This window comes from Pseudomonas syringae group sp. J309-1, from assembly GCF_032582135.1.
In the GTDB taxonomy this organism is placed as follows: Bacteria; Pseudomonadota; Gammaproteobacteria; order Pseudomonadales; family Pseudomonadaceae; genus Aquipseudomonas; species Aquipseudomonas quasicaspiana.
The window spans coordinates 1-23,533 of record NZ_JAWHNU010000051.1 but is presented as its reverse complement, the minus strand read 5'-3'; the positions used below and the strand labels follow the sequence as shown (position 1 = coordinate 23,533).

The 23,533-nt window shown below is 57.8% G+C and carries 21 protein-coding genes; 7 read left to right on the top strand and 14 right to left on the bottom strand.

Going from position 1 to position 23,533, the window contains the following annotated elements; genetic code table 11:
• Window positions 1-82 precede the first annotated feature (82 nt).
• The gene (locus RX972_RS22580; RefSeq protein WP_410478252.1) at window positions 83-2,680 is read left to right on the top strand and encodes a phosphomannomutase/phosphoglucomutase; all 2,598 of its coding nucleotides are present in this window, start codon (window positions 83-85) and stop codon (window positions 2,678-2,680) included.
• Between the two features lie 28 nt (window positions 2,681-2,708).
• Window positions 2,709-3,614 carry an acetylglutamate kinase gene (gene argB, locus RX972_RS22575; RefSeq protein ID WP_027899861.1) on the top strand — a complete coding sequence of 302 codons (906 nt, stop codon included), beginning with the start codon at window positions 2,709-2,711 and terminating at the stop codon, window positions 3,612-3,614.
• 279 nt (window positions 3,615-3,893) lie between these two features.
• On the opposite strand, the gene RX972_RS22570 is transcribed toward argB, so the two are convergent.
• Both RX972_RS22570 and pyrE read right to left on the bottom strand, forming a co-directional pair.
• A complete protein-coding gene (locus tag RX972_RS22570) occupies window positions 3,894-4,496 on the bottom strand; it encodes a DUF4124 domain-containing protein (RefSeq protein ID WP_263269522.1) in 603 nt (200 codons plus the stop codon).
• A 48-nt stretch (window positions 4,497-4,544) separates the two neighbouring features.
• Window positions 4,545-5,186: an orotate phosphoribosyltransferase gene (gene pyrE, locus RX972_RS22565; protein ID WP_099270291.1), complete on the bottom strand. Its 642-nt coding sequence runs from the start codon at window positions 5,184-5,186 to the stop codon at window positions 4,545-4,547.
• A gap of 82 nt (window positions 5,187-5,268) precedes the next feature.
• On the opposite strand from pyrE, the gene RX972_RS22560 reads away from it, so the two are divergent.
• The gene (locus tag RX972_RS22560; protein WP_027899864.1) at window positions 5,269-6,048 is read left to right on the top strand and encodes an exodeoxyribonuclease III; all 780 of its coding nucleotides are present in this window, start codon (window positions 5,269-5,271) and stop codon (window positions 6,046-6,048) included.
• Between the two features lie 94 nt (window positions 6,049-6,142).
• Here the strand turns inward: RX972_RS22560 and RX972_RS22555 are convergent, their stop codons facing one another.
• On the bottom strand, window positions 6,143-7,306 hold the full coding sequence (locus RX972_RS22555; RefSeq protein WP_231665596.1) for an HPP family protein: 1,164 nt from the start codon (window positions 7,304-7,306) through the stop codon (window positions 6,143-6,145).
• A 201-nt stretch (window positions 7,307-7,507) separates the two neighbouring features.
• Here RX972_RS22555 and RX972_RS22550 point away from each other — a divergent pair, with 201 nt between their 5' ends.
• Both RX972_RS22550 and RX972_RS22545 read left to right on the top strand, forming a co-directional pair.
• On the top strand, window positions 7,508-8,359 hold the full coding sequence (locus RX972_RS22550) for a pyrroline-5-carboxylate reductase family protein (protein ID WP_231674944.1): 852 nt from the start codon (window positions 7,508-7,510) through the stop codon (window positions 8,357-8,359).
• 752 nt (window positions 8,360-9,111) lie between these two features.
• Window positions 9,112-9,501: an SCP2 sterol-binding domain-containing protein gene (locus tag RX972_RS22545; protein ID WP_122708638.1), complete on the top strand. Its 390-nt coding sequence runs from the start codon at window positions 9,112-9,114 to the stop codon at window positions 9,499-9,501.
• On the opposite strand, the gene RX972_RS22540 is transcribed toward RX972_RS22545, so the two are convergent.
• From RX972_RS22540 to RX972_RS22490, 11 genes are all read right to left on the bottom strand, one after another.
• Entirely contained in the window at window positions 9,498-11,459 is a 1,962-nt protein-coding gene (locus RX972_RS22540; RefSeq protein ID WP_231672794.1) for a DUF4105 domain-containing protein, read from the bottom strand. The genes RX972_RS22545 and RX972_RS22540 overlap by 4 nt on opposite strands.
• Complete coding sequence (locus tag RX972_RS22535; RefSeq protein WP_099270083.1) at window positions 11,456-11,776, bottom strand: DUF2388 domain-containing protein; 321 nt, start codon at window positions 11,774-11,776, stop codon at window positions 11,456-11,458. The genes RX972_RS22540 and RX972_RS22535 overlap by 4 nt, the downstream gene beginning before the upstream one ends.
• A gap of 36 nt (window positions 11,777-11,812) precedes the next feature.
• The gene (locus RX972_RS22530; protein ID WP_095093260.1) at window positions 11,813-12,118 is read right to left on the bottom strand and encodes a DUF2388 domain-containing protein; all 306 of its coding nucleotides are present in this window, start codon (window positions 12,116-12,118) and stop codon (window positions 11,813-11,815) included.
• Window positions 12,119-12,222: 104 nt separating this feature from the next.
• A complete protein-coding gene (locus tag RX972_RS22525) occupies window positions 12,223-12,540 on the bottom strand; it encodes a DUF2388 domain-containing protein (RefSeq protein ID WP_027899871.1) in 318 nt (105 codons plus the stop codon).
• Window positions 12,541-12,672: 132 nt separating this feature from the next.
• Window positions 12,673-13,866: an MFS transporter gene (locus RX972_RS22520; protein WP_316878579.1), complete on the bottom strand. Its 1,194-nt coding sequence runs from the start codon at window positions 13,864-13,866 to the stop codon at window positions 12,673-12,675.
• Between the two features lie 514 nt (window positions 13,867-14,380).
• Window positions 14,381-14,596 (bottom strand): DUF1127 domain-containing protein, encoded by a 216-nt coding sequence (locus tag RX972_RS22515; RefSeq protein WP_027899874.1) that lies wholly within the window; start codon window positions 14,594-14,596, stop codon window positions 14,381-14,383.
• Window positions 14,597-14,913: 317 nt separating this feature from the next.
• Window positions 14,914-16,407, bottom strand: coding sequence for an acetyl-CoA hydrolase/transferase family protein (locus RX972_RS22510; RefSeq protein ID WP_316878575.1), 1,494 nt, complete (start codon window positions 16,405-16,407; stop codon window positions 14,914-14,916).
• Between the two features lie 181 nt (window positions 16,408-16,588).
• Window positions 16,589-18,034 (bottom strand): NAD(P)(+) transhydrogenase (Re/Si-specific) subunit beta, encoded by a 1,446-nt coding sequence (locus RX972_RS22505; protein ID WP_122708642.1) that lies wholly within the window; start codon window positions 18,032-18,034, stop codon window positions 16,589-16,591.
• On the bottom strand, window positions 18,034-18,354 hold the full coding sequence (locus tag RX972_RS22500) for an NAD(P) transhydrogenase subunit alpha (protein WP_027899877.1): 321 nt from the start codon (window positions 18,352-18,354) through the stop codon (window positions 18,034-18,036). The genes RX972_RS22505 and RX972_RS22500 overlap by 1 nt, the downstream gene beginning before the upstream one ends.
• 10 nt (window positions 18,355-18,364) lie before the next feature.
• Entirely contained in the window at window positions 18,365-19,486 is a 1,122-nt protein-coding gene (locus tag RX972_RS22495; RefSeq protein WP_316878572.1) for a Re/Si-specific NAD(P)(+) transhydrogenase subunit alpha, read from the bottom strand.
• Between the two features lie 424 nt (window positions 19,487-19,910).
• Window positions 19,911-20,822, bottom strand: coding sequence for a LysR family transcriptional regulator (locus tag RX972_RS22490; protein ID WP_027899879.1), 912 nt, complete (start codon window positions 20,820-20,822; stop codon window positions 19,911-19,913).
• A 153-nt stretch (window positions 20,823-20,975) separates the two neighbouring features.
• On the opposite strand from RX972_RS22490, the gene RX972_RS22485 reads away from it, so the two are divergent.
• Both RX972_RS22485 and RX972_RS22480 read left to right on the top strand, forming a co-directional pair.
• A complete protein-coding gene (locus tag RX972_RS22485) occupies window positions 20,976-22,157 on the top strand; it encodes an acyl-CoA dehydrogenase (RefSeq protein ID WP_027899880.1) in 1,182 nt (393 codons plus the stop codon).
• Window positions 22,158-22,168: 11 nt separating this feature from the next.
• Window positions 22,169-23,389: a CaiB/BaiF CoA transferase family protein gene (locus RX972_RS22480; protein WP_231674952.1), complete on the top strand. Its 1,221-nt coding sequence runs from the start codon at window positions 22,169-22,171 to the stop codon at window positions 23,387-23,389.
• Window positions 23,390-23,533 lie beyond the last annotated feature (144 nt).

Genomic DNA, 23,533 nt, shown 5'->3' with positions numbered 1-23,533 from the left:
TGGGTGCCGCGCAGCCAGAGGCTGTTGCGGCATCGAGTGAGTGACTGTCCAGCTTCAGGATGAATGACCGGGGAGCGTTCAGGTGCAAGGCAGCCAACAGCATGCAACATCCGACACCCAGCCTCCGGCGCCAGGTCTGGCTGTGCTGGTTCCGGGCATTTTTCCTGCGCTGATCGCGCTGATCATTGCCAGCGCTCTGGTCTATCTCGCCCTGACCAGCAATCCTCAGGGGCGTCAGCACCTTGAGCAAGCCTGGGGCGGTAGTCAGGCTTCGGCAATGGGGCGGGCTCTCAAGCAAATCGTTGCCGAGACTCAGGCCGCGGCCCGGGATCCTGCACTCCTTCAGGCTTTGCAAAGCGGTAACCCTTCTCTCGTCGACGAAGCGCAAAACCGGCTGCGCTTTCGCGATGGCGTACTGGGCGCCCGTCTCAACCCGCCAGGTATGTCTGAAGTGGGCAGCCAGGGGGCGTTGCCTGTCAGTTTCTCGACGCTGGACATGCTCAACAAAGTGACTCGCGGCGAGGAGCCTGTGCCCGAGGCTCGCGCAGTCGGCGAGCGCTGGATGATCTACAGCGCCGCGCCGCTGCGTTCTGATCCGTCTGCACCGGTCAGCGGCACGCTATTGCTGGCCTTTGATCCGCAACGATTGCTCGATGCGCTTCCCGTCATGCCTGAATCGACGGGCAAGATTCGTTTGATTCAGCAGTTTGGTAATGGTCCAGAGCAGGTTTTGCTACAGCGCGGCGAAGCGGATGGCGCCAAACCACAACGGCTGGAAACGGGCTATGCGAACTGGAAGCTGGAGTTCACGCCCGGTCCGGCGCTGGACTCCTCACCTCCCTGGGTATTGCTGACGCTGGCGGCACTCGTCGCTCTAGCCGGTGTTTTGCTGGGGCTTTACCTCAATGAAAGGGCTCTGCAACGGGCGATTTGCGCCGACGTCCGACAACTTGATCAGCTGCTTCAAGAACTCTCTCGCGGAAAAGCCGTCAAACCCTTCGGTTTGGGCCTGCCTGTCCTCAATGGGCTGGCTAGACGTCTTGCCTGTTTTTCTCCCTCCCTTCAACAACCGGTAACGGAAATCGTTGATAAGAGGGATGGGTCAGGCTCGGCTGCTGGCTCCAAGATGACCGACTTAAAGACACGCAGTGCTTCAGCATCGGCTTCACACGTCGCCACTGGTGACGACTGGACCGATCCGCTGTTTCAAGATACCGACATTCTCGATATCGACATCCTCGACGAAAACCAGGACTTCCTGAGATCGGAGCACCCCCCAGTTATGAGCAGTCCAGCATCTGTGGCACCAAAATTTCCTGACGATATCTTCCGCGCCTATGACATCCGCGGCATCGTGGGTGACACCCTCAGCGCCGAAACGGCGTATTGGATTGGTCGCGCCATTGGCTCCGAAAGCCTGGCCCAGAACGAGCCCAACGTCAGCGTTGGCCGCGATGGACGCCTTTCCGGCCCCGAGTTGGTCCAGCAACTGATTCAAGGTCTGCACGACAGCGGTTGTCACGTCAGTGACGTTGGCCTGGTGCCAACACCTGCCTTGTACTACGCGGCCAACGTGTTGGCGGGCAAGACCGGTGTGATGCTGACCGGCAGCCACAACCCCAAGGATTACAACGGTTTCAAAATCGTTATCGCTGGCGACACCCTGGCCAACGAGCAGATCCAGGCGCTGCACGAGCGCATCAAGACGGGGAATCTGACTTCGGCCAAAGGCAGCATCACTAAAGTCGACATCCTTGATCGCTACTTCAAGCAGATCAAAGAAGACATCGTCATGGCCCGCAAGATGAAAGTGGTTGTGGACTGCGGCAACGGCGCTGCCGGTGTCATCGCCCCGCAACTCATCGAAGCGCTGGGCTGCGAAGTGATTTCGCTGTTTGCTGAAGTGGACGGCAACTTCCCGAACCATCACCCGGATCCGGGCAAGCTGGAAAACCTTCAGGACCTGATCGCCAAGGTTAAAGAAACCGGCGCTGATCTGGGCCTGGCGTTCGACGGCGACGGCGACCGTGTGGGCGTTGTCACCAACAAAGGCAACGTGGTCTACCCAGACCGTCTGCTGATGCTGTTCGCGCTGGACGTGCTCAAGCGCAATCCGGGTGCCGACATCATTTTCGACGTCAAATGCACCCGTCGTCTGACACCTTTGATTCAGCAGCATGGCGGTCGCCCGGTAATGTGGAAGACCGGTCATTCGTTGATCAAGAAAGAAATGAAGAAAAGCGGCGCGCTGCTCGCGGGCGAAATGAGCGGCCACATCTTCTTCAAAGAGCGTTGGTTCGGTTTTGACGACGGCATCTACAGCGCTGCGCGCCTGCTGGAGATCCTCAGTCAGGAGTCGCAATCGGCTGAAGATCTGTTCGAGACCTTCCCGAACGACATTTCGACGCCTGAAATCAACATCAAAGTGACTGACACCACCAAGTTCAGCATCATAGAAGCTCTGGAGAAAGATGCTCAGTGGGGCGATGCCAAGCTGACCACCATTGACGGCGTGCGAGTGGACTATCCGAAGGGCTGGGGTCTGGTGCGCGCTTCCAACACAACACCGGTACTGGTGCTGCGTTTTGAAGCCGAAACCGAAGCCGAGCTGCAACGTATCAAGGATGTGTTCCACGCCGAACTGAAAAAGGTTGCGCCGGACCTTCAACTTCCGTTCTGATTGTTTTTTCCTTTGACTGGAGCCTTGAATGACCCTCGAACGTGATTCCGCCGCCAACATCGCCAAAGTATTGTCCGAAGCGCTCCCCTACATTCGCCGCTTTGTGGGCAAGACGCTGGTGATCAAGTACGGCGGTAACGCCATGGAGAGCGACGAGCTGAAAACCGGCTTTGCGCGCGACATCGTGTTGATGAAGGCTGTTGGCATCAATCCGGTGGTGGTTCACGGCGGGGGGCCTCAGATCGGCGATCTGCTCAAGCGGTTGTCGATCGAGAGTCACTTCATCGATGGTATGCGTGTCACTGATGCGGAAACCATGGATGTGGTGGAAATGGTTCTGGGCGGCCAGGTCAACAAGGACATCGTCAATCTGATCAACCGTCATGGCGGCAGCGCCATCGGCCTGACCGGTAAAGACGCCGAGCTGATTCGCGCCAAGCGTCTGACCGTTACACGTCAGACGCCGGAAATGACCAAGCCTGAAATCATCGATATCGGCCACGTCGGCGAAGTAGTCGGTATCAACACCGACTTGCTGAACATGCTGGTAAAAGGCGATTTCATCCCGGTCATCGCGCCCATTGGCGTGGGCGCAGACGGCGAGTCCTACAACATCAACGCCGATCTGGTGGCAGGCAAAGTCGCTGAAGCCCTCAAGGCTGAAAAGCTGATGCTGCTGACCAACATTGCCGGCCTGATGGACAAGCAAGGCCAGGTGCTGACCGGCTTGACCACCGAGCAAGTCAACGGCCTGATCGCCGATGGCACGATCTACGGCGGCATGCTGCCGAAGATCAAATGCGCGCTGGAAGCGGTGCAAGGCGGCGTGACCACCTCGCACATCATTGACGGTCGTGTACCGAATGCCGTGCTGCTGGAAATCTTCACCGACACCGGTGTAGGTACCCTTATCAGTAATCGCAAACGTCACTGATCACGCTTGATGCTTCATGAAAGCCCTGCCGGTTTCCGGCGGGGTTTTTTTATGGCTGTTGTTGCTGGCGGTCGGACAACATGCAAACTACTGGATTGAAATGCATTTTCTGTAGGAGCTGCCGAAGGCTGCGAAGCATTTCTGCTGATACATCGCGATCGCAGCCTTCGGCAGCTCCTACAGGCCCATGTTTGCCGAGACAGCGCGGTGCTATCGACACTTGGGCATCTCTCAATGAATACATCCACTACTTCAGCTTATTGAGTGTGAGCTGGAAACTCAGGGCGCTGTCAGTCGCTGAATCCGGGCGCGATCTTGTGTAAACGCTGCCTCGGCCTGGGCGCGAGCTTGTTGATAGCGCTGTATGTTCAGGTCGAGGTCATGTTGCTGGTCGCGGAGATCGCCCATCTGGTCAATCAGTGATTGAGGCACCGGTTTGCCGGCCCGCTCCAGATCCGCCGCCTGCCCCTGTAACGACGCCTGCTGCGTGTCCAGGCCTTTGAGATTGCCTTGCGCCAGGGCAATCAAGGCATCCAGTTCGGAAAGTTTGCGGGCCTTAGCGCGATCGACATCTTCGACATTGCTGTAAAGATTGAGCAATTGCGCGTCTGCGCTTGCCTGGGCCTTTTTCGCCTGGGCCTGATTTATCTCATCGGCGGTTGGCGGGGGCGGCACCACCTGCACAACGCGGCCTTGGGCATTGAGGACCTCATAACCCTTGGCAACGTACTCGGGTGGTACACCCTGACGATCCAGCACCGTCACGCCGCGGCTATCAACATAGCGATAGAGCAACGGCTGCGGGGCGTCAGCAGCCTGGATCGCTGCAAACGGACTGATGACAAGGGACAGCAGCAAGCAAACCAAGCGTGGCTTAGTCATTCAAACATCCTTGATGTATCAATCCGAATGGCGACGGACATTACGCTCCTAGATCCCGAACTGCGCCCGATACGCTTCAACAGCAGGCAGGTGCTGTTTGAGTTGCGGATCGTCGGCCAGGAACTCCAGCACCTGATTCAGCGAGACGATGCTGACTACCGGGATTCCGAAGTCGCGTTCTACTTCCTGAATGGCCGACAGCTCGCCATTGCCGCGCTCCTGACGGTTGAGTGCAATCAGCACGCCCGCGGCAGTCGCTTCCTGGCCTTTGATGATCTGCATGACTTCGCGAATTGCGGTGCCTGCGGTGATCACGTCGTCGATGATCAGCACATTGCCGGTCAGTGGTGCGCCGACCAGACTGCCGCCTTCACCGTGATCCTTGGCCTCTTTGCGGTTGAAGCACCAAGGCAAATCGCGCCCGTGATGTTCAGCCAAAGCCACAGCTGTTGTGGCTGCCAGAGGAATCCCCTTATAGGCTGGGCCAAACAGTACGTCGAAGGAAATACCACTCTCGACCACCGCTGCGGCGTAGAAACGACCCAGCTGCGCAAGGGCCGAACCGCTGTTGAACAGGCCGGCATTAAAGAAGTACGGGCTGGTGCGACCGGACTTGAGAGTGAACTCACCGAACCGCAAAACCCCACGGTCGATGGCAAAACGAATGAAATCGCGTTGATACGCTTGCATGAAAAAAGCCCCGAATACCACGGATTTAGCTAATTAGGTAGAGCTCGGGTATCATACACGCACGTGATTTTTGGGGCCATTTATGCGGATCATCAGTGTGAACGTAAATGGCATTCAGGCGGCAGTCGAGCGCGGTTTGCTCAGTTGGCTGCAGGCTCAGAATGCCGACGTCATCTGCCTTCAGGACACCCGCGCATCCGCCTTCGAACTGGACGACCCAGCTTATCAGCTGGATGGCTATTTCCTTTACGCGTGCGAAGCTGAAGTTCCGGCCCAAGGTGGCGTGGCGCTTTACTCGCGGCTGCAACCGAAGGCGGTAATCAGCGGCCTTGGCTTTGAAACAGCCGACCGCTACGGGCGTTACCTGCAAGCAGATTTCGACAAAGTCAGTATTGCCACTTTGCTGCTTCCTTCGGGAATGAACGGCGACGAAGACTTGAATCAGAAATTCAAGCTCATGGACGATTTCGGCAAATATCTGGATAAACAGCGGCGCAAGCGTCGTGAGTACATCTATTGCGGCTCGTTGTACGTGGCGCAGCAGAAGCTCGACATCAAGAACTGGCGTGACAGCCAGCAATCTCCTGGCTTCCTCGCGCCCGAGCGTGCCTGGATGGACGAGATTGTCGGTACCATGGGTTATGTTGATGCCCTGCGTGAAGTCAGCCGTGAAGGCGATCAGTACAGTTGGTGGCCGGATAGCGAACAGGCAGAGATGCTCAATCTCGGCTGGCGCTTCGACTATCAGTTGCTGACGCCTGGCCTGCGACGCTTCGTGCGTAGCGCGCGTCTGCCACGTCAGCCACGCTTCTCGCAGCACGCACCGCTGGTAGTGGATTACGACTGGACGCTAACGATCTAGTATCCACCACCCACAAAAAAGCCCTGACGTGTTCGGGGCTTTTTATTGGCTCGCGGCTAAGCCGGTCTCACAATTCCTGCCCACGGCTTATGAACTAAGCGCGCACCGCCGCATACAGCGCTTTGATCAAATCCGACTGGGTGATGATGCCCACCAGACGCCGTTCCGCATCAATGATCGGGATGTGCCGGTGGCCGTTCTCGGAGAACACGGGCACGAGGTCGATCAACAAGCGATCGAAGCTGGCAACGCGGACGCTACGGGTCATGATTTGTCCGACGATATTGGCGGGTTGATCTTTGCGGGAGTGTCGCAGCAGTGCGCGCAGGTGCCAGCCGACGCCTTCATGGGCATCCAGATCAATCTGCTGCATGAAGTCGGCCACGGTCACAATGCCCATCAGGTGATTCTGTCTGTCGATCACCGGCAGCGCTTTAATCTTGTGTTTGCGCATCAAGGCCCAGGCTGCCCGCAGCGGCATTTCCTGCCGAGCCGAAATGGGCTGAGTACTCATCACATCGGCGCAGCGCAGTTCGCCCATCTTGCGTTGGTAAGCAGAGGCTTCGGCTTGTTCAAGCAGGGCGTGCAGGTCGTCGCGGCTGACATCCAGTACTTGGTTGTAGTGGGCGAGGGCGGCGTCCATATCTGCGTTACTGAATCGGCTGGCAGTGTTTGTGGTGGCGGGTTTCTGCACGTGCGGCCATGGTCGTCTGGTCAGGTTGTTGTAGATCAGCCCTGCGACCACCAAAAGTGCGGAGTCGATAAGCACCGGACTTAGCGCGAACTCGAATCGGTCACAGCCAATCAGCACCATCAACAAGGCCGCTGCGCCGCCGGGCGGGTGCAGGCAGCGCAAGGCGAACATCACGGCGAGTGCCAGGCTGACCGAGAGCGCGGCGGCGAGGGTCGCGTCGGGCACCCACTTTACGCAGGCAATGCCGACCAGAGTGGAAAGCGTGTTGCCGCCCAGCACCGACCAGGGTTGGGCCAACGGGCTGGATGGCAATGCAAAAACCAGTACGGCGCTTGCGCCCAGCGGTGCAACCAAGGCCACTGCGAGCAAGCTGTATTGGCTTGCCGGTGCGCCTTCAAGCCAGAATGCGGCAGCCACGGCGACCAGCAGAATGCCGAGGGCCGCGCCGCAGCAGGCACGCCATTTTTCCCGGGCATCGATAGCCTGGCGCGCTGGCCAGAGTGCCCGAAGGCGTGATGTGAGTGAAACGCGTGGCGGTGATGAAGAGGGCAGTGGAACGGGCATGGTCAATTTGAGGCCGTGTTAAAGAGACATTTCCTGCGACTGTAGTCGTCGCTTGGGCTGGGAAGAACGTTAAACCCTATAACGCTGTCATTCAATTCAGCGCGCTGCATGCTGCCACTGCAAGTCTGGATTTACCGCGATGTTATGGTGGGGCCGTTGAAGGGCTACGTTCACTCAAATGCATAACTGACAGAGGACATCATGAAGGCCCAGACAACTATTGGTATCGTCGGCGGCACCGGGTGGCTGGGGCGATCAATCGCAACCGCACTTCTGGATTCCGGCTTCCTGTCGCCAGATGCGCTGATGCTTTCCAGCCGTTCCGGGGTGTTTAGTGACCCCAAAGGCGCATTGAGCGGAGTGCGCGTCACAGCAGACAATCAGGAACTGGTACTGCAAAGCGACATCGTGATTCTTTCCGTGCGACCGGAGGATTTAGGCGCCGTGCGCATCGACGTGCAGGACAAGTTGCTGGTTTCTCTGGTTGCAGGCGTCTCGCTTGCCGACATCGGTTTGTTCACCCAAGCCCGTTGTGTCATCCGGGCGATGCCCAATGCTGCGCTTGAAATTCGCAAGTCTTACACCCCATGGCTGGCCAACGATCAGGTGGATGCGCAAAGCAAAAAATACATTCAGCAGTTGTTTGAAACCTGCGGCTCGGCAGATGAAGTCTTCAGTGAACGGGACCTGAGTTACCTCACTGCACTGACCGGCACAGGGCCTTCGTATCCTGCATTGCTCGCTCAGGCGTTGTACAACGACGCGATCAAGCACGGCCTGTCGCCAGCGATGGCGCAACGCGCCGTTATGGGGGTTGTTGTGCAGGCCAGCCAGTTGATGAGCGAAGAGCGGGGGTTCAATGAGTTACTTGAGGTCCTGCGTGAATATCGAGGTGTAAGCGCTGCGGGTATCAATGGCATGCTTGAGGGCGGGCTTGAGGCCAGCGTCAAAGCAGGTATGGCCCGGGCCTTCGAGGTTGCACAATCCAACCTGTTTGATATTCGAGCGGTTGAGGTTGATAAGGGGCAACTTCCATTAGGGCGCGTCGACTGAAGGGGAAGCGTGCGCGCAGACGATGACCTGGTGCTCGGTAGCATGTGAGCTACAACGACTGGCGCAACGATATCGAAGATTTAGGTAACCTGCTGTCCCAGCGTATCCCGAACTATCGTAACTTGATGAACAGCTACTCGGCACTGACGGCTGGTTGATTCGAGCTATGCCGAAAGACGCCCGCTGTAGCCGGCTTTTCTGCTGGGCGAACACCCCAATGTTTAGTATTGTTTGCCCGTCAGCACGGACCGGAACCCGAGAGGGGTGTTGATATCGGAGGTGAAAACCTCCCCTAGCCAGTGAGCAGGATGTGCGAGAAATTGCTAAAGATAAGGCCGATATCGAGTTTCACAGAAAGCCCCGATGCCAAAGCGTCGGGGCTTTTTGCTTTTTATATGGCCTTGTCTGCGTTACGCGTTTTCAAGTTATAGCCCCCGTCGTGCGGCTGACCTTGAGACAGCATCGTTGCCGAGCTTGCTCGCGATAGGACTAACTCGACCTTAGACCGCGTCATCGTTTATCGCGGGCAAGCCCAGCTCCCACAAAATCTAGGCAAATTTCGTAGGAACGCCGCCCGGCCAGTCCTGCGAGTCGGATCAAACTTGCGGGCAAACATAAAATCTCTCTAGTTATAGCGCGACTTCAATATGACCAATCAGTCACGAAAAGTTACCCATCTTCTTCGAATTTGCTGCTGAATAGCATCTAACAAGCAGCTACACTCGCGCCCATATTCCTTGCGAGTCACGCCCATGAAATTTCGTTTTCTACTCTGGATGCTGGGCCTGTTGATGGCGCGGGCCAGTCGCAATAATCCGGCGTTTCAACAGCAGCTCGCCGGTAAGGAATTGACCTTCGTGCTGCAAACGGCTGACGGCAAGGTCGCTCGGCATTTTGTGGTCAGTGGGCAGCGGGTCAGCAGTGCTTCGGGTGTTATCGCAGAGCCTGGCTTCGCCATTATCTTCAAGGACGCCGCTTACGGCTTCGCCACCCTGCAAGCCAAAAACAAGCAACTGGCTTTCATGCAGGGCATTCAGGACAAGGATATCCAGATCAAGGGCAACGCCGGTCTGGTGATGTGGTTTCAGGGCTTGATGAAGTACCTGAAACCACGCAAGAAGAAGCAGCCGGTCAAAGCTTAAGGCAGCTCCAGCCCGCCACCGGCTTTGTGCAGTGCCCGCAAGTGCTCGCTGAGCTGTTTGAGGTTGGCCTCGTTAGCGGCAATTTCCTTGGCGCGCTCGGGTTCGAGCAGGGCGCGGACTTCTTTATCCAGGTCGCCGGTCAAGCGCTGTAGTTGTTTCTGGCGCTGACTGCTTTCGTCTTCCAGGCGTTTCCATTCTGCAGTTTGCGGCAAGCCGTAGCCGCCGCTGTCGAGCAGTTCAGCCGGGCGACTGAGAAAGCCGCTGCTGGCGAGGATTTCCTGCAAGGTGCCGGTGGCTTTGGAGACGCTGCCGTCTTTCTGCTCGCGGGCGCTGAGGTAGCGTTGTTTGACCTCATCCTGAGCCAGCAACAATTGCCGACGCAGGCTGGCCTGTTCAAGCAGCAACATGGCCGCACTGGTGCGTAAGTCCGCTTGCGGCAGCCAGGGTTTGCGCTCTTCGGCAGACAGCGACATCCATTCTTCAACGGTGGTCTGCTTGATCGGTAAATGCTTTCTCAACACGTCGAACATCGCTTGGTAGCGGTCGCGATAAGAGTCGAAGCGGTAGCCTCTACGCAGCGCTTCCTTCGGGTCGTCCAGCACGCTGGTATCGGCCAGACCGCGGCCTTTGAGCACTTCAAGCAAGCCATTGGGCAAGATGCTGTCCAGGTCGACCAGCTTGGGATTGTTGGTGCCGCTGCGCAGCAGTTTGAGGTTCTCCACCGCGCAGTTATTGGACAGGAAGAAGTAGCTGCCGTCGTAACTCCAGTGCATTTCAGCGGCGTGCTGTACCAGGCCTTCGATTTCCGGGCGGGACAGTTTCAGCGGTACGGAGGCGAGGCTGCGCAGTTCGGTCTTGGTGTATTCGTCGATCACCTGTGCCAGCGGCAGCACAAACAGCCGCGACGGGTAGGCGCCCATCAGGCCATCCCAACTGGACAGTTGAACGTCGCCAACAAAGGCGCGGTACGAGAGCACCAGATGTTGGTCCAGATCGAGGCGACAGTCCGGGCCACGCGGGCGACCGGGCTTGCAGATGACCAGCCGCAACATGCTGTGGCCCCAGCGGCTCATCATGTTCTGGTTGGCTTCGGCCAGCAGGTAATCGACCTCATACACCCGCTCGGGGTCGAGTTTGCCCAGTGGCTCACGGCCGAAATCGTTGCCCGCGTTCAGGTACGGATAGAAGGACGGGCACTGGTCTTTTGCCGCAGGTGCCCAGCCGAATTGTTCTTTGTAGTAGGCGTACAGCGCCGGGCGACGGCAGACGTAGGCCGGGTCGAGCAGAAAGTACTCCATGTTGACCGCAACGAATTCCAGCGGGCTGGTGGTTTCGTAGATGTCGGGGCTGCGTGCAACCTGCCCGTTGTGTTCTTCGCGATCACCGCGGCGGCCGACATATTGTGGCCAGCCTGCCAGATCCAGCAGGCGCGGGTCGTCGCTCAACGTGAAGCGGCGGTCAGTCTGACCTCGGCAGTAATCAGGCAAGCCCACTTTACCCAGCGAGCTGCTGCGTCGGCCGCACTGGAAGATCATCGAGCGTTGGGCCGGTGACCACAGGCGCGCGCGGTCATAAATGTGAGTCAGCTCGTGCAGCACGGTGGCGAGCATTTCCCGGCGCACGGTGCCATGGGGGCGGTTGGTTTTTTTTGTTGCGGCGCTGCCGTCGGTCAAGCCCGCAAGCAGGTTGGTATTGAGATCGAGTCGATACGGTCCGGATGCCTGGCCATAAGCATTGGCAGGCATGTCGGCGGACCAGCGCACGTCAACACGTCGATCCAGATCCTTGACGAAGCTGGGCGGCAGGGCGCTGAGGGCTTCATCCAGTAGCGTCTGGGTAGCTTTTTGCTGCGCAGGGCTGAGGCCGCTGGTATCCAGCGACAGGCTCAAGTCAGCGAAGGCGGACGTGCCAAGCAGAGACAATGCGCCTGCCAGCAGCCAGACGCAGAGGCGCCTCACAGAGCGAGAATAGCTTCGGCGAGCACTTGATCACTTGCACCGCGGGCTTCTGGCAGGCGGGTGCGCAGCATGTCGAATGCGGCGTCGAGTTGTGCGCCGTGAATATCGCCACCGCTGGCCACGTAGCTGGCCGCGTCGTCTTTGGCCTGAACCACGATTTTGGAGTCGCGGATCGAGGTGGTGGTGTCGGACGTGAAGTCGATGGTGCGACCGAAAGCGCGCACGATGATGTTACTGGTCTGCACGACGGTCTGTGCTTGAGCGATGTCAGCCAGCAAAAACAGACCCAGTGTGGCGGCAATCAGGGGGGTACGCATGGAACGTCTCCAAGTAATGCAGAAGAGGTGAAGTGGCTATTGGACGAGGATTGCTTGCGCGAGTTCGAGGTCGCTGACACTAAGTTTTGGATCAGCCTGGCGCAGAGCCATTAGTGCTGATTCCAGACGTGCTCCCAGCAGCTCGCCGTCACTGGCGACAAAGGCCGCAGCGTCATCCTGCGCCGCAACAATCAGCTTTCTATCAAAGGGCGCTGTCGTCACTTTGCTGGTGACGTAGCCTGTTATGACCAGGGATTGCGTGGTGGTATCCAGCGCCTGGGCCGGTGCGGTCCAGAGCAGGCACGTTATCGGGGTGATGAACAGCAGCGGCAGTAAACGCATGGCTCTCTAACACTTGCAAAAACGAGCCGCAAGGCTAGCGCAATGGCCGGGCTAGAGCCAGCCCGACAGCCGGGCAAGATTGCCCAGGCTGTCGGAGCGCGACGTCAGATGGCCAGGATGGCTTGGGCCAGTTGAGCATCGGAAGCTTGCAGTTGTGGCGCGATCTGGCGAATGTGCTGGAAGGCATTTTCCAGGCGAGCACCACGGATTTCACCGGCGCTGCCGACAAACGTGGCGGCGTCATCGCGAGCTTCACGAACAATCTTGTCGTCCCTGAAGGAAGAACTGACATCGGAAGTAGCGTTGGTCGTTGAATCAACGGTGCGCACCATGGCATCTGTTGTGACAACAAAGCTAGTGGCGTTGGCGCCGGTGGCAGCAGTCAGCAGGACAGCGGCACCTAGCAGGCGAAGACGGGACATGATCGGACTCCAGTGGAACAGAAAGCGATAGTAAGAAACGCGGGCCAGCCCGGCTGTTTCGTGAAGGCCGTGACAGAACTGATCGTACGGGACTGTCCAAGCCTAGCATGGCAGCGCTGTAGACAGTGTGTCCTAGGCTCTGCGGGCAATGGCCAGCCGAGCGTCGTTGAGCCATCTGCCCAGGCTGATGACCCAGACCAGCAGGGCAATCAAACCGGTGCTGAACAGCATTCCATTGACCCCGCCATGGACGATGAGTTTGCCTGCGAGGAAGGGAAAGCCAAACACGCCCAGAAAATAAGCCAGGCTGAAGAGCAGTAACGACTGCGCTGTGAGCCCGGAAGGTGCTTCATTAGCAGCAAGCCCGTTGATGACTGAATAGTTGAGGCCATAACCGACGCCCAGCATGGCGGCCGCCAAGCCATAGCTGATGCTGTCATGGACCCACTGTCCAAAGCCGACGACGGCAATCAGCATGATGGCGCTTAGCACGCAGGACGCCGCAAAAGGGTTGCGCTTGACCACCCAGCTCGCAATCAGCAAGCGGCAGCAGATGGCGGCACCCATGAAGCAGATGAAGAACACCGAGTAATCAAGTCCCAGGCTGGAGGCGTAGCTGGTCTGGAAGCTGCCCAGGCCGCCGAAAACCGCCCCGCCAAGCCCGACCATTAGAATGGAGAAGGCCGCTCGGGAGGTTAAAACCTTGATCGCAGAGTCCAGGCCGATCTGTGCGCGATCTGCGGATGAGGCGGTCGCGTGCGTGCGTTGTCCCGTCCGCCAGAAATACAGTCCACCTGCTACCGCCATAGCCGAAGCACAGAAAAAAGCGGTCTGGATCGGCAGCCCGAAGTAACCCGCGAGTTTCCCTGCCAAAGGTCCGGAGCCTATACCGGTCAACATGCTGCCCGAGAGCAGCGCAAAGCTGTGGCTGCGGCGAGCGGGTTCAACCATACCCGCGACCATAATGGGCCCCAAGGTATAAAAGACTCCCCAACCGAGGCCAAGCATCAGGGCGCAAATCATCAGCCAGGGGCCGAGGCTATCTGCAGTTGCGAATCCTAAGGAGGCTGCCGCCAGAAAACTCGCTCCCAACGCTATACAGCGCGCAGGCCCCCATTTATCGGTCAGATGCCCAGAGCCCAGCACAGCTGCAATCGTGCTGATCATCGCGACGGAAATCACCTGGCCCGAATAACGCTCATCCCCGCCGAAGGATTTGATCAGTAGCGTCAGGAGGAAGGTTGAGCCATAAGAGACCGAAAGCAGCAGGCTTGCGATGCAGAAGGCGCCAAAGGTTGAAGGCTGGCTGGGCGAAGAATGGGTCATGCGCGTATCCATGCGTGGTGGTTCTGGCTTTTTAGCACTGACGCGCATGGAGTTGGTTGGGTAAGTGGCGGAGTGAAGATCAGGGGATTTATAACAAACTGTACTTGATGATTTTAGGATTTGTGAAACTGTATCGCTCTGGCGCTAGAGCTTTGATCCCTGTCCGTAAGCGCTCACCTCAATCCAATGTCTCGAATTGGATCGCAGTTCTCATCACCAGAATGCGGCCGCCTGATTTGGAATTCTTCCTGTAGGAGTTACCGGGGTGGCGCTCCACCTTGCTCGCGATAGCGTCAGTCCAAGCGATGCATTCGTCGACCACTAGACAATCGCGTGCAAGCTCACTCCTACAGTCCAGTGTTTGCTGCGGGACGGGGGGCAAAGGAATATGGTCAGAGTTTTTGATAATCCAGAAATGACAAAACCCGTCGGCAGTTACCTGCGACGGGTCTTGTATGAAGCAATTCGGGTTGCTGGTGAGTGACCTTGGAAGGTCAGGACCAGCGTGCGCCAGTTAGCGCCAGAACGGCTTGCTCAGCTCTTCGTAACGTTGCGATTCGCTGATACCTGCGTCAGCCAGCAGACGTGCATCCAGGCGGGCCAATTGGTGGCGGCTGGACAGGCGACGTTGCCAAAGCATCAGGTTAGCGAAAGCGCGAAGAGGCCATGCAGCTTTTGCGGTTGTAGCGGTGTTTTCGTGGAAAAGGTCGGAACTGAGTGTACGTTCCATGGTGTGCATCCTTCCGCTTGTGGCGGGCTAGAGAGTGATTTAACTGGTGCCCATCTTCCTCCGAGTTGGCCAGTCTCTCTAGACACAGTTCAACTGTATTGTGCGAGTTCAGTTAACTGTTTAAAGGCACTGTTTTGTTCCTATTTGGGGCAACTGTATCGGTCTGCACGTTTTCAGTGCATTTTGTGCGCTGATTTGGTGAAAACCCTGTTTTACCCCCTCCAAATGACCGGTACAGCAGTACAGTTTTTTCAGTATTGTCTTTTTGCATGTTGTTGCGAGGCAGAAAACTGTATTGCTGCCTCGCAACTGTTTGCCTAGATGGGCAGCATGCTGCCCGTTTCGTCCAGGCGAGCGTGCCAACTTAGTGCTTCGCGCAGTACGTGCGGGGTGTGTCCGCCTTTAAGGCAAGCGGCGGCGAAGTAGGCGTTGAGGGCGTCTCGGTAAGCGGGATGCACACAGTTGTCGATGATCACTCTGGCGCGTTCCCGAGGGGCGAGGCCACGAAGATCCGCCAGGCCTTGCTCGGTCACCAGGATGTCCACGTCATGCTCGGTATGGTCCACATGACTGACCATCGGCACGACGCTGGAAATCGCCCCGCCCTTGGCAATGGATTTGGTCACGAAGATCGCCAGGTGCGCGTTGCGGGCGAAATCACCCGAGCCCCCAATGCCGTTCATCATGCGCGTGCCGCAGACGTGGGTAGAGTTGACGTTGCCGTACAGATCGAACTCAAGGGCGGTGTTGATGCCGATGATGCCCAGGCGACGGATGATTTCCGGGTGATTGGAGATCTCCTGAGGGCGCAGCATCAGGCGCGATTTGTAGCGCCCGAAGTCGGCATACACTTCGGCGTGTTTGCTGGCGGAAAGGGTCATGGAGCTGCCGGAGGCGAAGCTCAGTTTGCCCGCGTCGAACAGTTCGAATGTCGAGTCCTGCAGAACCTCCGAATACATGGTCATGTCATGGAAGGGCGAGTCCACGAGACCGTGCATGACGGCATTGGCGATGGTGCCGATTCCGGCCTGCAGCGGCATCAACTTGTTGGTCAGCCGATCCTCGCGCACTTCGTTTTTGAAGAACTCCACCAGGTGATTGGCGATGGCCTGGGTGTCCATATCCGGCGGCAATACTGTTGACGGCGAATCAGGTTGGTTGCTGATCACGATGCCGACGATTTTTGCCGGATCGATCTGTACCGCCGGGTTGCCGATGCGCGTGTCAGCCTGCAGCACTGGAATGGGCAGGCGGGTAGGGCGATAGCTCGGAATATAGATGTCGTGCAGGCCTTCCAGCTCCAACGGTTGGGCGAGGTTGATCTCGACGATAACTTCCTTGGCCAGAATCGCAAAGCTGGCAGAGTTGCCCACTGAGGTGCTGAGTACCAGATGCCCCTCTTCGGTAATCGCTACGCATTCGATGACGGCCAGATCCACGGCCTTGATCTGCCGGTTACGCAGTTGCTCGACGGTGTCGGACAGGTGGCTGTCGATGAACATCACCGAGCCATCGTTAATAGCCTTGCGCAGCGTGCTGTCGACTTGAAATGGCGAGCGACGCGACAGCACGCCGGCTTCGGTCAGTTGCTTGTCCAGGTCGTTGCCCAGGCTGGCGCCGGTCATCAGGCTGATCTTGAGCGGCGACAGCTTTGCTCGTTCGGCCAGGGCGTGGGGTACGGCTTTGGCTTCACCTGCGCGGGTAAAGCCGCTCATGCCGATGGTCATGCCGTCCTGAATCAAGGCGGCAGCGTCAGCCGCGCTCATGACCTTGTTCATTAGGGAAGGCAAGCGGATACGATCACGGTACATGGGTTTCTTGTCTCGGAGGTGGAAGCGAAGTCCAAGTCTAGAGAGTTGGACTGTGTTCGTCCCGCTACCAAGGTCGCATTGGAGGCTCTAATTAGCGGGTTTCAACGCAAAACACTGTTACGCAGAATGTAAAAAGCCCCGGCGTTTTTGCGCCGGGGCCCAGGTTAAACGCGCCTGGAGACTACGCGTTGTCGACCGCCTTAACCATGTCCTCGATCACCTTTTTGGCGTCGCCGAAGACCATCATGGTTTTGTCCAGATAGAACAGTTCGTTGTCCAGGCCGGCATAACCGCTGGCCATCGAGCGCTTGTTGACGATGATGGTCTTGGCCTTGAAGGCTTCCAGAATCGGCATGCCTGCAATCGGCGATTTGGGATCGTTCTTGGCGGCCGGGTTGACCACGTCGTTCGCTCCCAACACCAGCACCACGTCCGCCTGACCAAACTCGGAGTTGATGTCTTCCATCTCGAACACTTGGTCGTAAGGCACTTCGGCCTCGGCGAGCAGGACGTTCATATGGCCTGGCATACGTCCGGCAACCGGGTGGATCGCGTACTTCACGGTGACGCCGTGGTGAGTCAGTTTCTCGGTCAGCTCTTTAAGCGCGTGCTGCGCCCGGGCAACCGCCAGACCGTAGCCTGGGACGATGATCACAGTGTCGGCGTTGGTCAGCAGGAAGGTCGCGTCGTCGGCCGAGCCGGATTTCACCGGGCGGGCCTCTTTGGCGCCTGCCGGGCCAGCAGCGTCAGTCGCGCCGCCGAAGCCGCCACCAATCACATTGAAGAACGAGCGGTTCATGGCTTTGCACATGATGTACGACAGGATCGCGCCGGAGGAACCTACCAGCGAGCCGGCAATGATCAACATCGAGTTGTTCAGGGAGAAACCGATACCGGCCGCTGCCCAGCCCGAATAGCTGTTGAGCATCGACACGACGACAGGCATGTCTGCGCCGCCAATCGGGATGATCAGCAGCACACCGATCACGAAGGCCAGAGCCAGCATAATAGCGAACGCGGCGAGGTTACCGGTGAACATGAAGAACAGGCCGAACGCCAATGTCGCCAGACCCAAGACCAGATTCAGTTTGTGCTGCCCGGCGAACTGTACCGGTGCGCCCTGGAACAGGCGGAACTTGTACTTGCCGGAGAGTTTGCCGAAAGCGATCACCGAGCCGGAGAAGGTGATTGCGCCAATGGCCGCGCCCAGGAACAGCTCCAGACGGTTACCCGCAGGGATGGCATCGCCCAGGTTCTTCACGATGTTCAGCGACTGCGGCTCAACCACTGCTGCGATAGCGATGAACACTGCTGCGAGGCCAATCATGCTGTGCATGAAAGCCACCAGCTCAGGCATCTTGGTCATTTCAACGCGCTTGGCCATGATCGACCCCGCGGTGCCGCCGACCAGCAGGCCAATCACGATGTAGCCGATGCCAGCCGTGGTGTCGGACAGGGCTGCCAGCTTGTAAACGAGGCCAATGGTGGTTACGACGGCCAGGCCCATGCCGAGCATGCCGAACAGGTTGCCGCGACGTGACGTGGTCGGGTGCGACAAACCTTTGAGAGCCTGAATAAAGCAGACCGCCGAAACGAGGTACAACAAGGTGACGAGGTTCATGCTCATTACTTCGCTACCTCATCTTTGGCTTTCGGTGCTTTTTTCTTGAACATCTCCAGCATGCGCCGGGTGACAAGGAAGCCGCCGAACACGTTGACGGCTGCCAGAGCGACCGCAAGGGTGCCCATGGTTTTGCCCAGTGGTGTCACGGTTAGCGCGGCAGCGAGCATGGCGCCAACGATGACGATCGCCGAGATGGCATTGGTCACGGCCATCAACGGCGTGTGCAGGGCTGGCGTTACGTTCCAGACCACGTGATAACCGACGTAGATCGCCAGCACGAAAATGATCAGGTTGTAGATACCTGGGGAGATCAGCTCTTCCATTGTTTTATCCTCAGCCGTTCTTGCGGATGACTTGGCCGTCGCGGCACATCAGGCACGCGGCAACAATGTCGTCTTCCAGGTTGATGTGCAGCTGACCGTCCTTGTCGAACAGCAGCTTCATGAAGTCCAGCAGGTTGCGGGCGTACAGCGCCGAGGCGTCTGCGGCGACCAGCGCGGGCAGGTTGGTGTAACCCACCAGCGTGACGCCGTGCTCGACGACAGCCTGATCGGCTACGGTCAGCGGGCAGTTGCCGCCTTGGGCTGCCGCCAGGTCGATTACCACCGAGCCAGGCTTCATTTCGGCGACGGTCTCTGCGCTGAGCAATACCGGCGCTTTGCGGCCAGGGATCAACGCGGTGGTGATGACGATGTCCGACTGTTTGGCGCGTTCATGCACTGCAATCGCCTGACGCTGCATCCAGCTGGCGGGCATCGGGCGGGCGTAACCACCCACACCGACGGCGCATTCACGCTCTTCATCGGTTTCGTAAGGCACGTCGATGAACTTGGCACCCAGAGATTCGATTTGCTCCTTCACCGCTGGACGCACATCGGAGGCCTCGACAACCGCACCGAGACGCTTTGCGGTAGCGATGGCTTGCAAGCCGGCCACGCCAGCGCCGAGTACCAGTACTCGCGCAGCTTTGACGGTGCCCGCAGCGGTCATCAGCATCGGCATGAAACGCGGATAGTGATGAGCGCCCAACAGCACGGCTTTATAGCCCGCAATGTTGGCCTGGGAGGACAGCACATCGAGGCTTTGCGCGCGGGAAGTGCGCGGCGCAGCTTCCAGAGCAAAACCCGTGATGCCTTGCTCGGCCATCTTGGCGATGGTTTCGCTGTTGAAGGGGTTGAGCATCCCGATAACGATCGTACCGCGCTTGATCTGCGCCAGTTCGCTGTCGTTCGGCGCGCAGACCTTGAGCAGCAGCTCGGCAGAGAGTGTTTCAGCGGCGGCACCCATTGTGGCGCCTGCTGCTTCATAAGCACTGTCCGTGACGCTGGCAGTGATACCTGCCCCACTTTGCACCGTAACCCGATGGCCTTGGGCGATCAGCTTCTTGATAGTTTCGGGGGTTGCAGCAACCCGCTTTTCACCCGACTGGGTCTCGAGAGGAACGCCAATGTGCACGTGTAATCTCCTGCGTGATCTTCTTGTTTTCTTCAATTAGGCCAGCGCACTTCAGCAAGTACGACTGGGGCTGCCGATCAGCATGATCCCGCCATTTCCGGGCGGGGCGCGGCATTTTGCAGGCGAAGTTTGGTGCCTTCAATTCATTTTGTAACGAGACGATAAATTAACTACAAGTCATCCCGTGACCAAATGTCGCAGCATTCGGCTTTGAGCCCTTAATTGCTGGGCCTTACAGGGAAAGTAGTCGAAATATCAGAAAACCCTGAATTCAGTTCTGGAATCATGGGTATGACGAGAGAATATGGCTGGGAATCAGGCAGCGTGCGGCCTAGAGGCCTTATTTTTCGTGCGGGGATAAGAAGGCGTTTATGCGACAAAAACGTATATCTGTAGGTTTTATGAGGGTATGACTACACAGCTATCAGGCCTTTCTAAAGCTTTCGTGCTCGTAAGTCCTGGCTTGCTCTACGAGCCAGTCGCGAAATGCGCCTAGTGATGCCGATTCCACTTTGCGCACCGGAATCATCAGGTAGTACGCCTTGGGGCTGGCAAGTGCGTGCGGGTTGGCGATCACCAGCCGCTGTTCTTTCAATTCTCGCTGGATAAGGAAGGGCGGGATCAGGGCGATGCCCATTTCGTGGCTGGCAGCTTGAGCGAGCATCGAAAACAGCTCATAGCGTGGGCCCGTCATGTCCCGTGCGACGTTCATCTCTAGCCCGCTGAACCATTGTCGCCAAGCGTAGGGGCGAGTGGTTTGCTGCAGCAGCGGTAATGTCGCGATTTCTGCCGGGTCAAGCTGGCTTCCTTTTCCTAACAGTGCCGGGCTGCAGACCGGTAGGGGATTTTCGCCCATCAGTCGGTGCGACTCGGTGCCTGGCCATTCCGCATCGCCAAAGTAGATAGCAGCGTCGAAGTCGGTATCGGCAAACAGAAACGGGCGAGTGCGATTGGTGAGGTTTACTGTGACGTCAGGCTGACTCTGCTGAAAATCTTTGAGGCGGGGCAATAGCCATTGGGTGCCAAAGGTTGGGACGACTGCCAGTTCTATCGCGTTGGCGCCCTGATTGCCCATAACTGACAAGGTGTCGCGCTCCACGGCATCCAGTTGCGTCGCGACACGTCTGCTGTAGGACAAGCCCGCTTCGGTCAACTTCACTCCTCGCCGAGAGCGCCTGAACAGTTCTATACCGAGGAAGGATTCCAGGCTACCGATCTGTCGGCAGATGGCGCTCTGAGTGAGGGAAAGTTCTTCAGCGGCCTTGGTGAAGCTTTCATGGCGAGCTGCTGCCTCGAAGCTGACCAGTGCGGCGGTGCTGGGGATTTTGCGGCGCATGTACGAAGACCTCACTAATCACAGCCAGTATCGTTCTTGTTATGAGTTTCGGAGTGAGAAATTAGCACAATAGCGTGCGGATTCATCGTTTGTGAGGTTGCTGCGCCCGGTCTAGGATCAGTCCATAACTATTTCAACGATTGAGGATGGCTCATGGCTGGCAAGGCAAGCTTCAACTGGATTGATCCCCTGTTGCTGGATCAGCAGCTCACCGAAGAAGAGCGCATGGTGCGCGAAAGCGCGGCGCAATTCGCTCAGGACAAGCTGGCACCCAGAGTGCTTGAAGCCTTCCGTCATGAGCAGACCGATCCTGCGATCTTTCGTGAAATGGGTGACGTTGGTCTGCTCGGGGCGACTATTCCGGAAGAGTACGGCGGCAGCGGCCTTAATTATGTTTGCTATGGGTTGATCGCACGGGAAGTGGAGCGGATCGACTCTGGCTACCGTTCCATGATGAGTGTGCAGTCTTCTCTGGTGATGGTGCCCATCAACGAGTTCGGTACCGAGGCGCAAAAGCAGAAGTACCTGCCAAAGCTCGCGTCCGGCGAATGGATTGGCTGCTTTGGTCTGACGGAGCCTAATCACGGGTCTGACCCTGGTGCGATGATTACCCGGGCAAAGAAAGTCGACGGCGGCTACAGGCTTTCAGGCAGCAAGATGTGGATTACTAACAGTCCGATCGCTGATGTGTTCGTGGTCTGGGGCAAGGACGACGAAGGAGACATTCGCGGCTTTGTGCTTGAGAAGGGTTGGGCCGGGCTGAGCGCTCCGGCAATTCATGGCAAGGTCGGTTTGCGCGCCTCCATCACGGGCGAGATCGTCATGGATAACGTCTTTGTGCCTGACGAAAATATCTTCCCTGATGTGCGAGGTCTTAAAGGTCCTTTTACCTGTCTTAACTCAGCCCGTTATGGCATCTCATGGGGCGCTTTGGGTGCCGCCGAATTCTGCTGGCATACCGCTCGGCAATACACCCTGGATCGGCAGCAGTTCGGGCGTCCATTGGCGGCCAATCAGTTGATCCAGAAAAAGCTGGCCGACATGCAGACCGAGATCACCCTGGCGCTGCAAGGTTGTCTGCGCCTGGGGCGAATGAAGGATGAAGGAACGGCAGCAGTTGAAATCACTTCGATCATGAAGCGTAACTCCTGCGGCAAGTCCCTGGACATCGCCCGTATGGCTCGCGACATGCTAGGCGGTAACGGTATCTCTGACGAGTTCGGCATTGCCCGGCATCTGGTTAACCTTGAGGTGGTGAACACCTATGAAGGGACTCATGACGTGCATGCGCTGATTCTCGGCCGTGCGCAGACCGGCATTCAGGCCTTCTATTAAGGAGGCTGACAATGGGGGCGCTATCGCATATCCGTGTTCTGGATTTGTCTCGGGTGTTGGCCGGGCCTTGGGCGGGGCAGATCCTGGCCGACCTGGGTGCTGAGGTCATCAAGGTCGAGCGGCCGGGCAGTGGTGATGACACTCGCGCATGGGGGCCTCCCTTTCTGAAGGATGCTCAGGGCGAGAGCACCAGTGAGGCTGCTTATTACCTGTCGGCTAATCGCAACAAGCAGTCAGTCACCATCGACTTCACTATGCCCGAAGGGCAGAAGCTGGTCAGGGAGCTGGCAGCAAAGTCCGACATCGTGATTGAGAACTTCAAGGTCGGAGGTCTGGCTGCCTATGGTCTGGACTACGCTTCTTTGAGCGCAATCAATCTTGGGTTGATCTATTGCTCAATAACCGGATTCGGGCAAACCGGTCCTTATGCCAAGCGCGCCGGGTATGACTTCATGATTCAGGGGTTGGGCGGGTTGATGAGCCTGACCGGGCGTGCGGATGATCAGGAGGGGGCGGGTCCTGTAAAGGTGGGTGTCGCACTGACGGACGTTATGACCGGGGTTTATTCCAGCACGGCGATCCTGGCCGCTTTGGCGCACCGTGATCAGAGCGGGCTTGGTCAGCATATCGATATGGCGTTGCTGGATGTGCAGGTGGCCTGTCTTGCGAATCAGGCGTTGAACTACCTGACTACCGGCATTGCTCCTACCCGGTTGGGGAATGCGCATCCGAACATCGTTCCTTACCAGGACTTTCCCACGGCTGATGGCGACTTCATCCTTACGGTGGGTAATGACGGCCAGTTCAGGAAATTTGCCGAAGTGGCCGGACAGGCGCAGTGGGCTGACGATCCAAGATTCCTGACTAATAAGCTGCGGGTCGCTAACAGGGCAGAGCTGATCCCTCTGATTCGTCAGGCGACTGTGTTCAAGACCACTGCGCAGTGGGTGAGCGAGCTTGAAGCGGCGGGTGTGCCTTGCGGGCCTATCAATGATTTGGCTCAGGTGTTCGATGATCCGCATGTGCGGGCGCGAGGGCTGGTAACGAGTCTGCCTCATGCGTTAGCCGGGAGTGTGCCGCAGGTGGCCAGTCCCATACGCTTGTCTGCGACCCCGGTTGAGTATCGGCATGCGCCTCCTTTGTTGGGTGAGCATACTGGCGAGGTACTTGAGCGGGTGCTGGGGTTGCCCACGGCGGAGGTGGCCAGGCTGAGGCAGGGTGGCGTGCTTTAGTGCTTCTATATATAGGCTCTCTATATAGAAGAGAGAGGTGTTTTAAGGTTTTTCATTAAAAGGTGAAAATTAGGGGTTGACGGCCTCTCGAATCTCTCTATAATTCGCACCTCTTCTGGCGCAGACAGAACGAAAAACTCCTTG

Bases quoted from the DNA above. Each gene is read 5' to 3' on its own strand.
- RX972_RS22505 (WP_122708642.1), bottom strand. From the start codon at position 18,034: ATGAGCATGAACCTCGTCACCTTGTTGTACCTCGTTTCGGCGGTCTGC.
- RX972_RS22480 (WP_231674952.1), top strand. From the start codon at position 22,169: ATGGGGGCGCTATCGCATATCCGTGTTCTGGATTTGTCTCGGGTGTTG.
- RX972_RS22515 (WP_027899874.1), bottom strand. From the start codon at position 14,596: ATGGAACGTACACTCAGTTCCGACCTTTTCCACGAAAACACCGCTACA.
- RX972_RS22525 (WP_027899871.1), bottom strand. From the start codon at position 12,540: ATGTCCCGTCTTCGCCTGCTAGGTGCCGCTGTCCTGCTGACTGCTGCC.
- RX972_RS22510 (WP_316878575.1), bottom strand. From the start codon at position 16,407: ATGTACCGTGATCGTATCCGCTTGCCTTCCCTAATGAACAAGGTCATG.
- RX972_RS22555 (WP_231665596.1), bottom strand. From the start codon at position 7,306: ATGCCCGTTCCACTGCCCTCTTCATCACCGCCACGCGTTTCACTCACA.
- RX972_RS22530 (WP_095093260.1), bottom strand. From the start codon at position 12,118: ATGCGTTTACTGCCGCTGCTGTTCATCACCCCGATAACGTGCCTGCTC.
- RX972_RS22550 (WP_231674944.1), top strand. From the start codon at position 7,508: ATGAAGGCCCAGACAACTATTGGTATCGTCGGCGGCACCGGGTGGCTG.
- RX972_RS22560 (WP_027899864.1), top strand. From the start codon at position 5,269: ATGCGGATCATCAGTGTGAACGTAAATGGCATTCAGGCGGCAGTCGAG.
- RX972_RS22500 (WP_027899877.1), bottom strand. From the start codon at position 18,354: ATGGAAGAGCTGATCTCCCCAGGTATCTACAACCTGATCATTTTCGTG.
- argB (WP_027899861.1), top strand. From the start codon at position 2,709: ATGACCCTCGAACGTGATTCCGCCGCCAACATCGCCAAAGTATTGTCC.
- RX972_RS22520 (WP_316878579.1), bottom strand. From the start codon at position 13,866: ATGACCCATTCTTCGCCCAGCCAGCCTTCAACCTTTGGCGCCTTCTGC.
- RX972_RS22570 (WP_263269522.1), bottom strand. From the start codon at position 4,496: ATGACTAAGCCACGCTTGGTTTGCTTGCTGCTGTCCCTTGTCATCAGT.
- RX972_RS22535 (WP_099270083.1), bottom strand. From the start codon at position 11,776: ATGCGTACCCCCCTGATTGCCGCCACACTGGGTCTGTTTTTGCTGGCT.
- RX972_RS22490 (WP_027899879.1), bottom strand. From the start codon at position 20,822: ATGCGCCGCAAAATCCCCAGCACCGCCGCACTGGTCAGCTTCGAGGCA.
- pyrE (WP_099270291.1), bottom strand. From the start codon at position 5,186: ATGCAAGCGTATCAACGCGATTTCATTCGTTTTGCCATCGACCGTGGG.
- RX972_RS22485 (WP_027899880.1), top strand. From the start codon at position 20,976: ATGGCTGGCAAGGCAAGCTTCAACTGGATTGATCCCCTGTTGCTGGAT.
- RX972_RS22545 (WP_122708638.1), top strand. From the start codon at position 9,112: ATGAAATTTCGTTTTCTACTCTGGATGCTGGGCCTGTTGATGGCGCGG.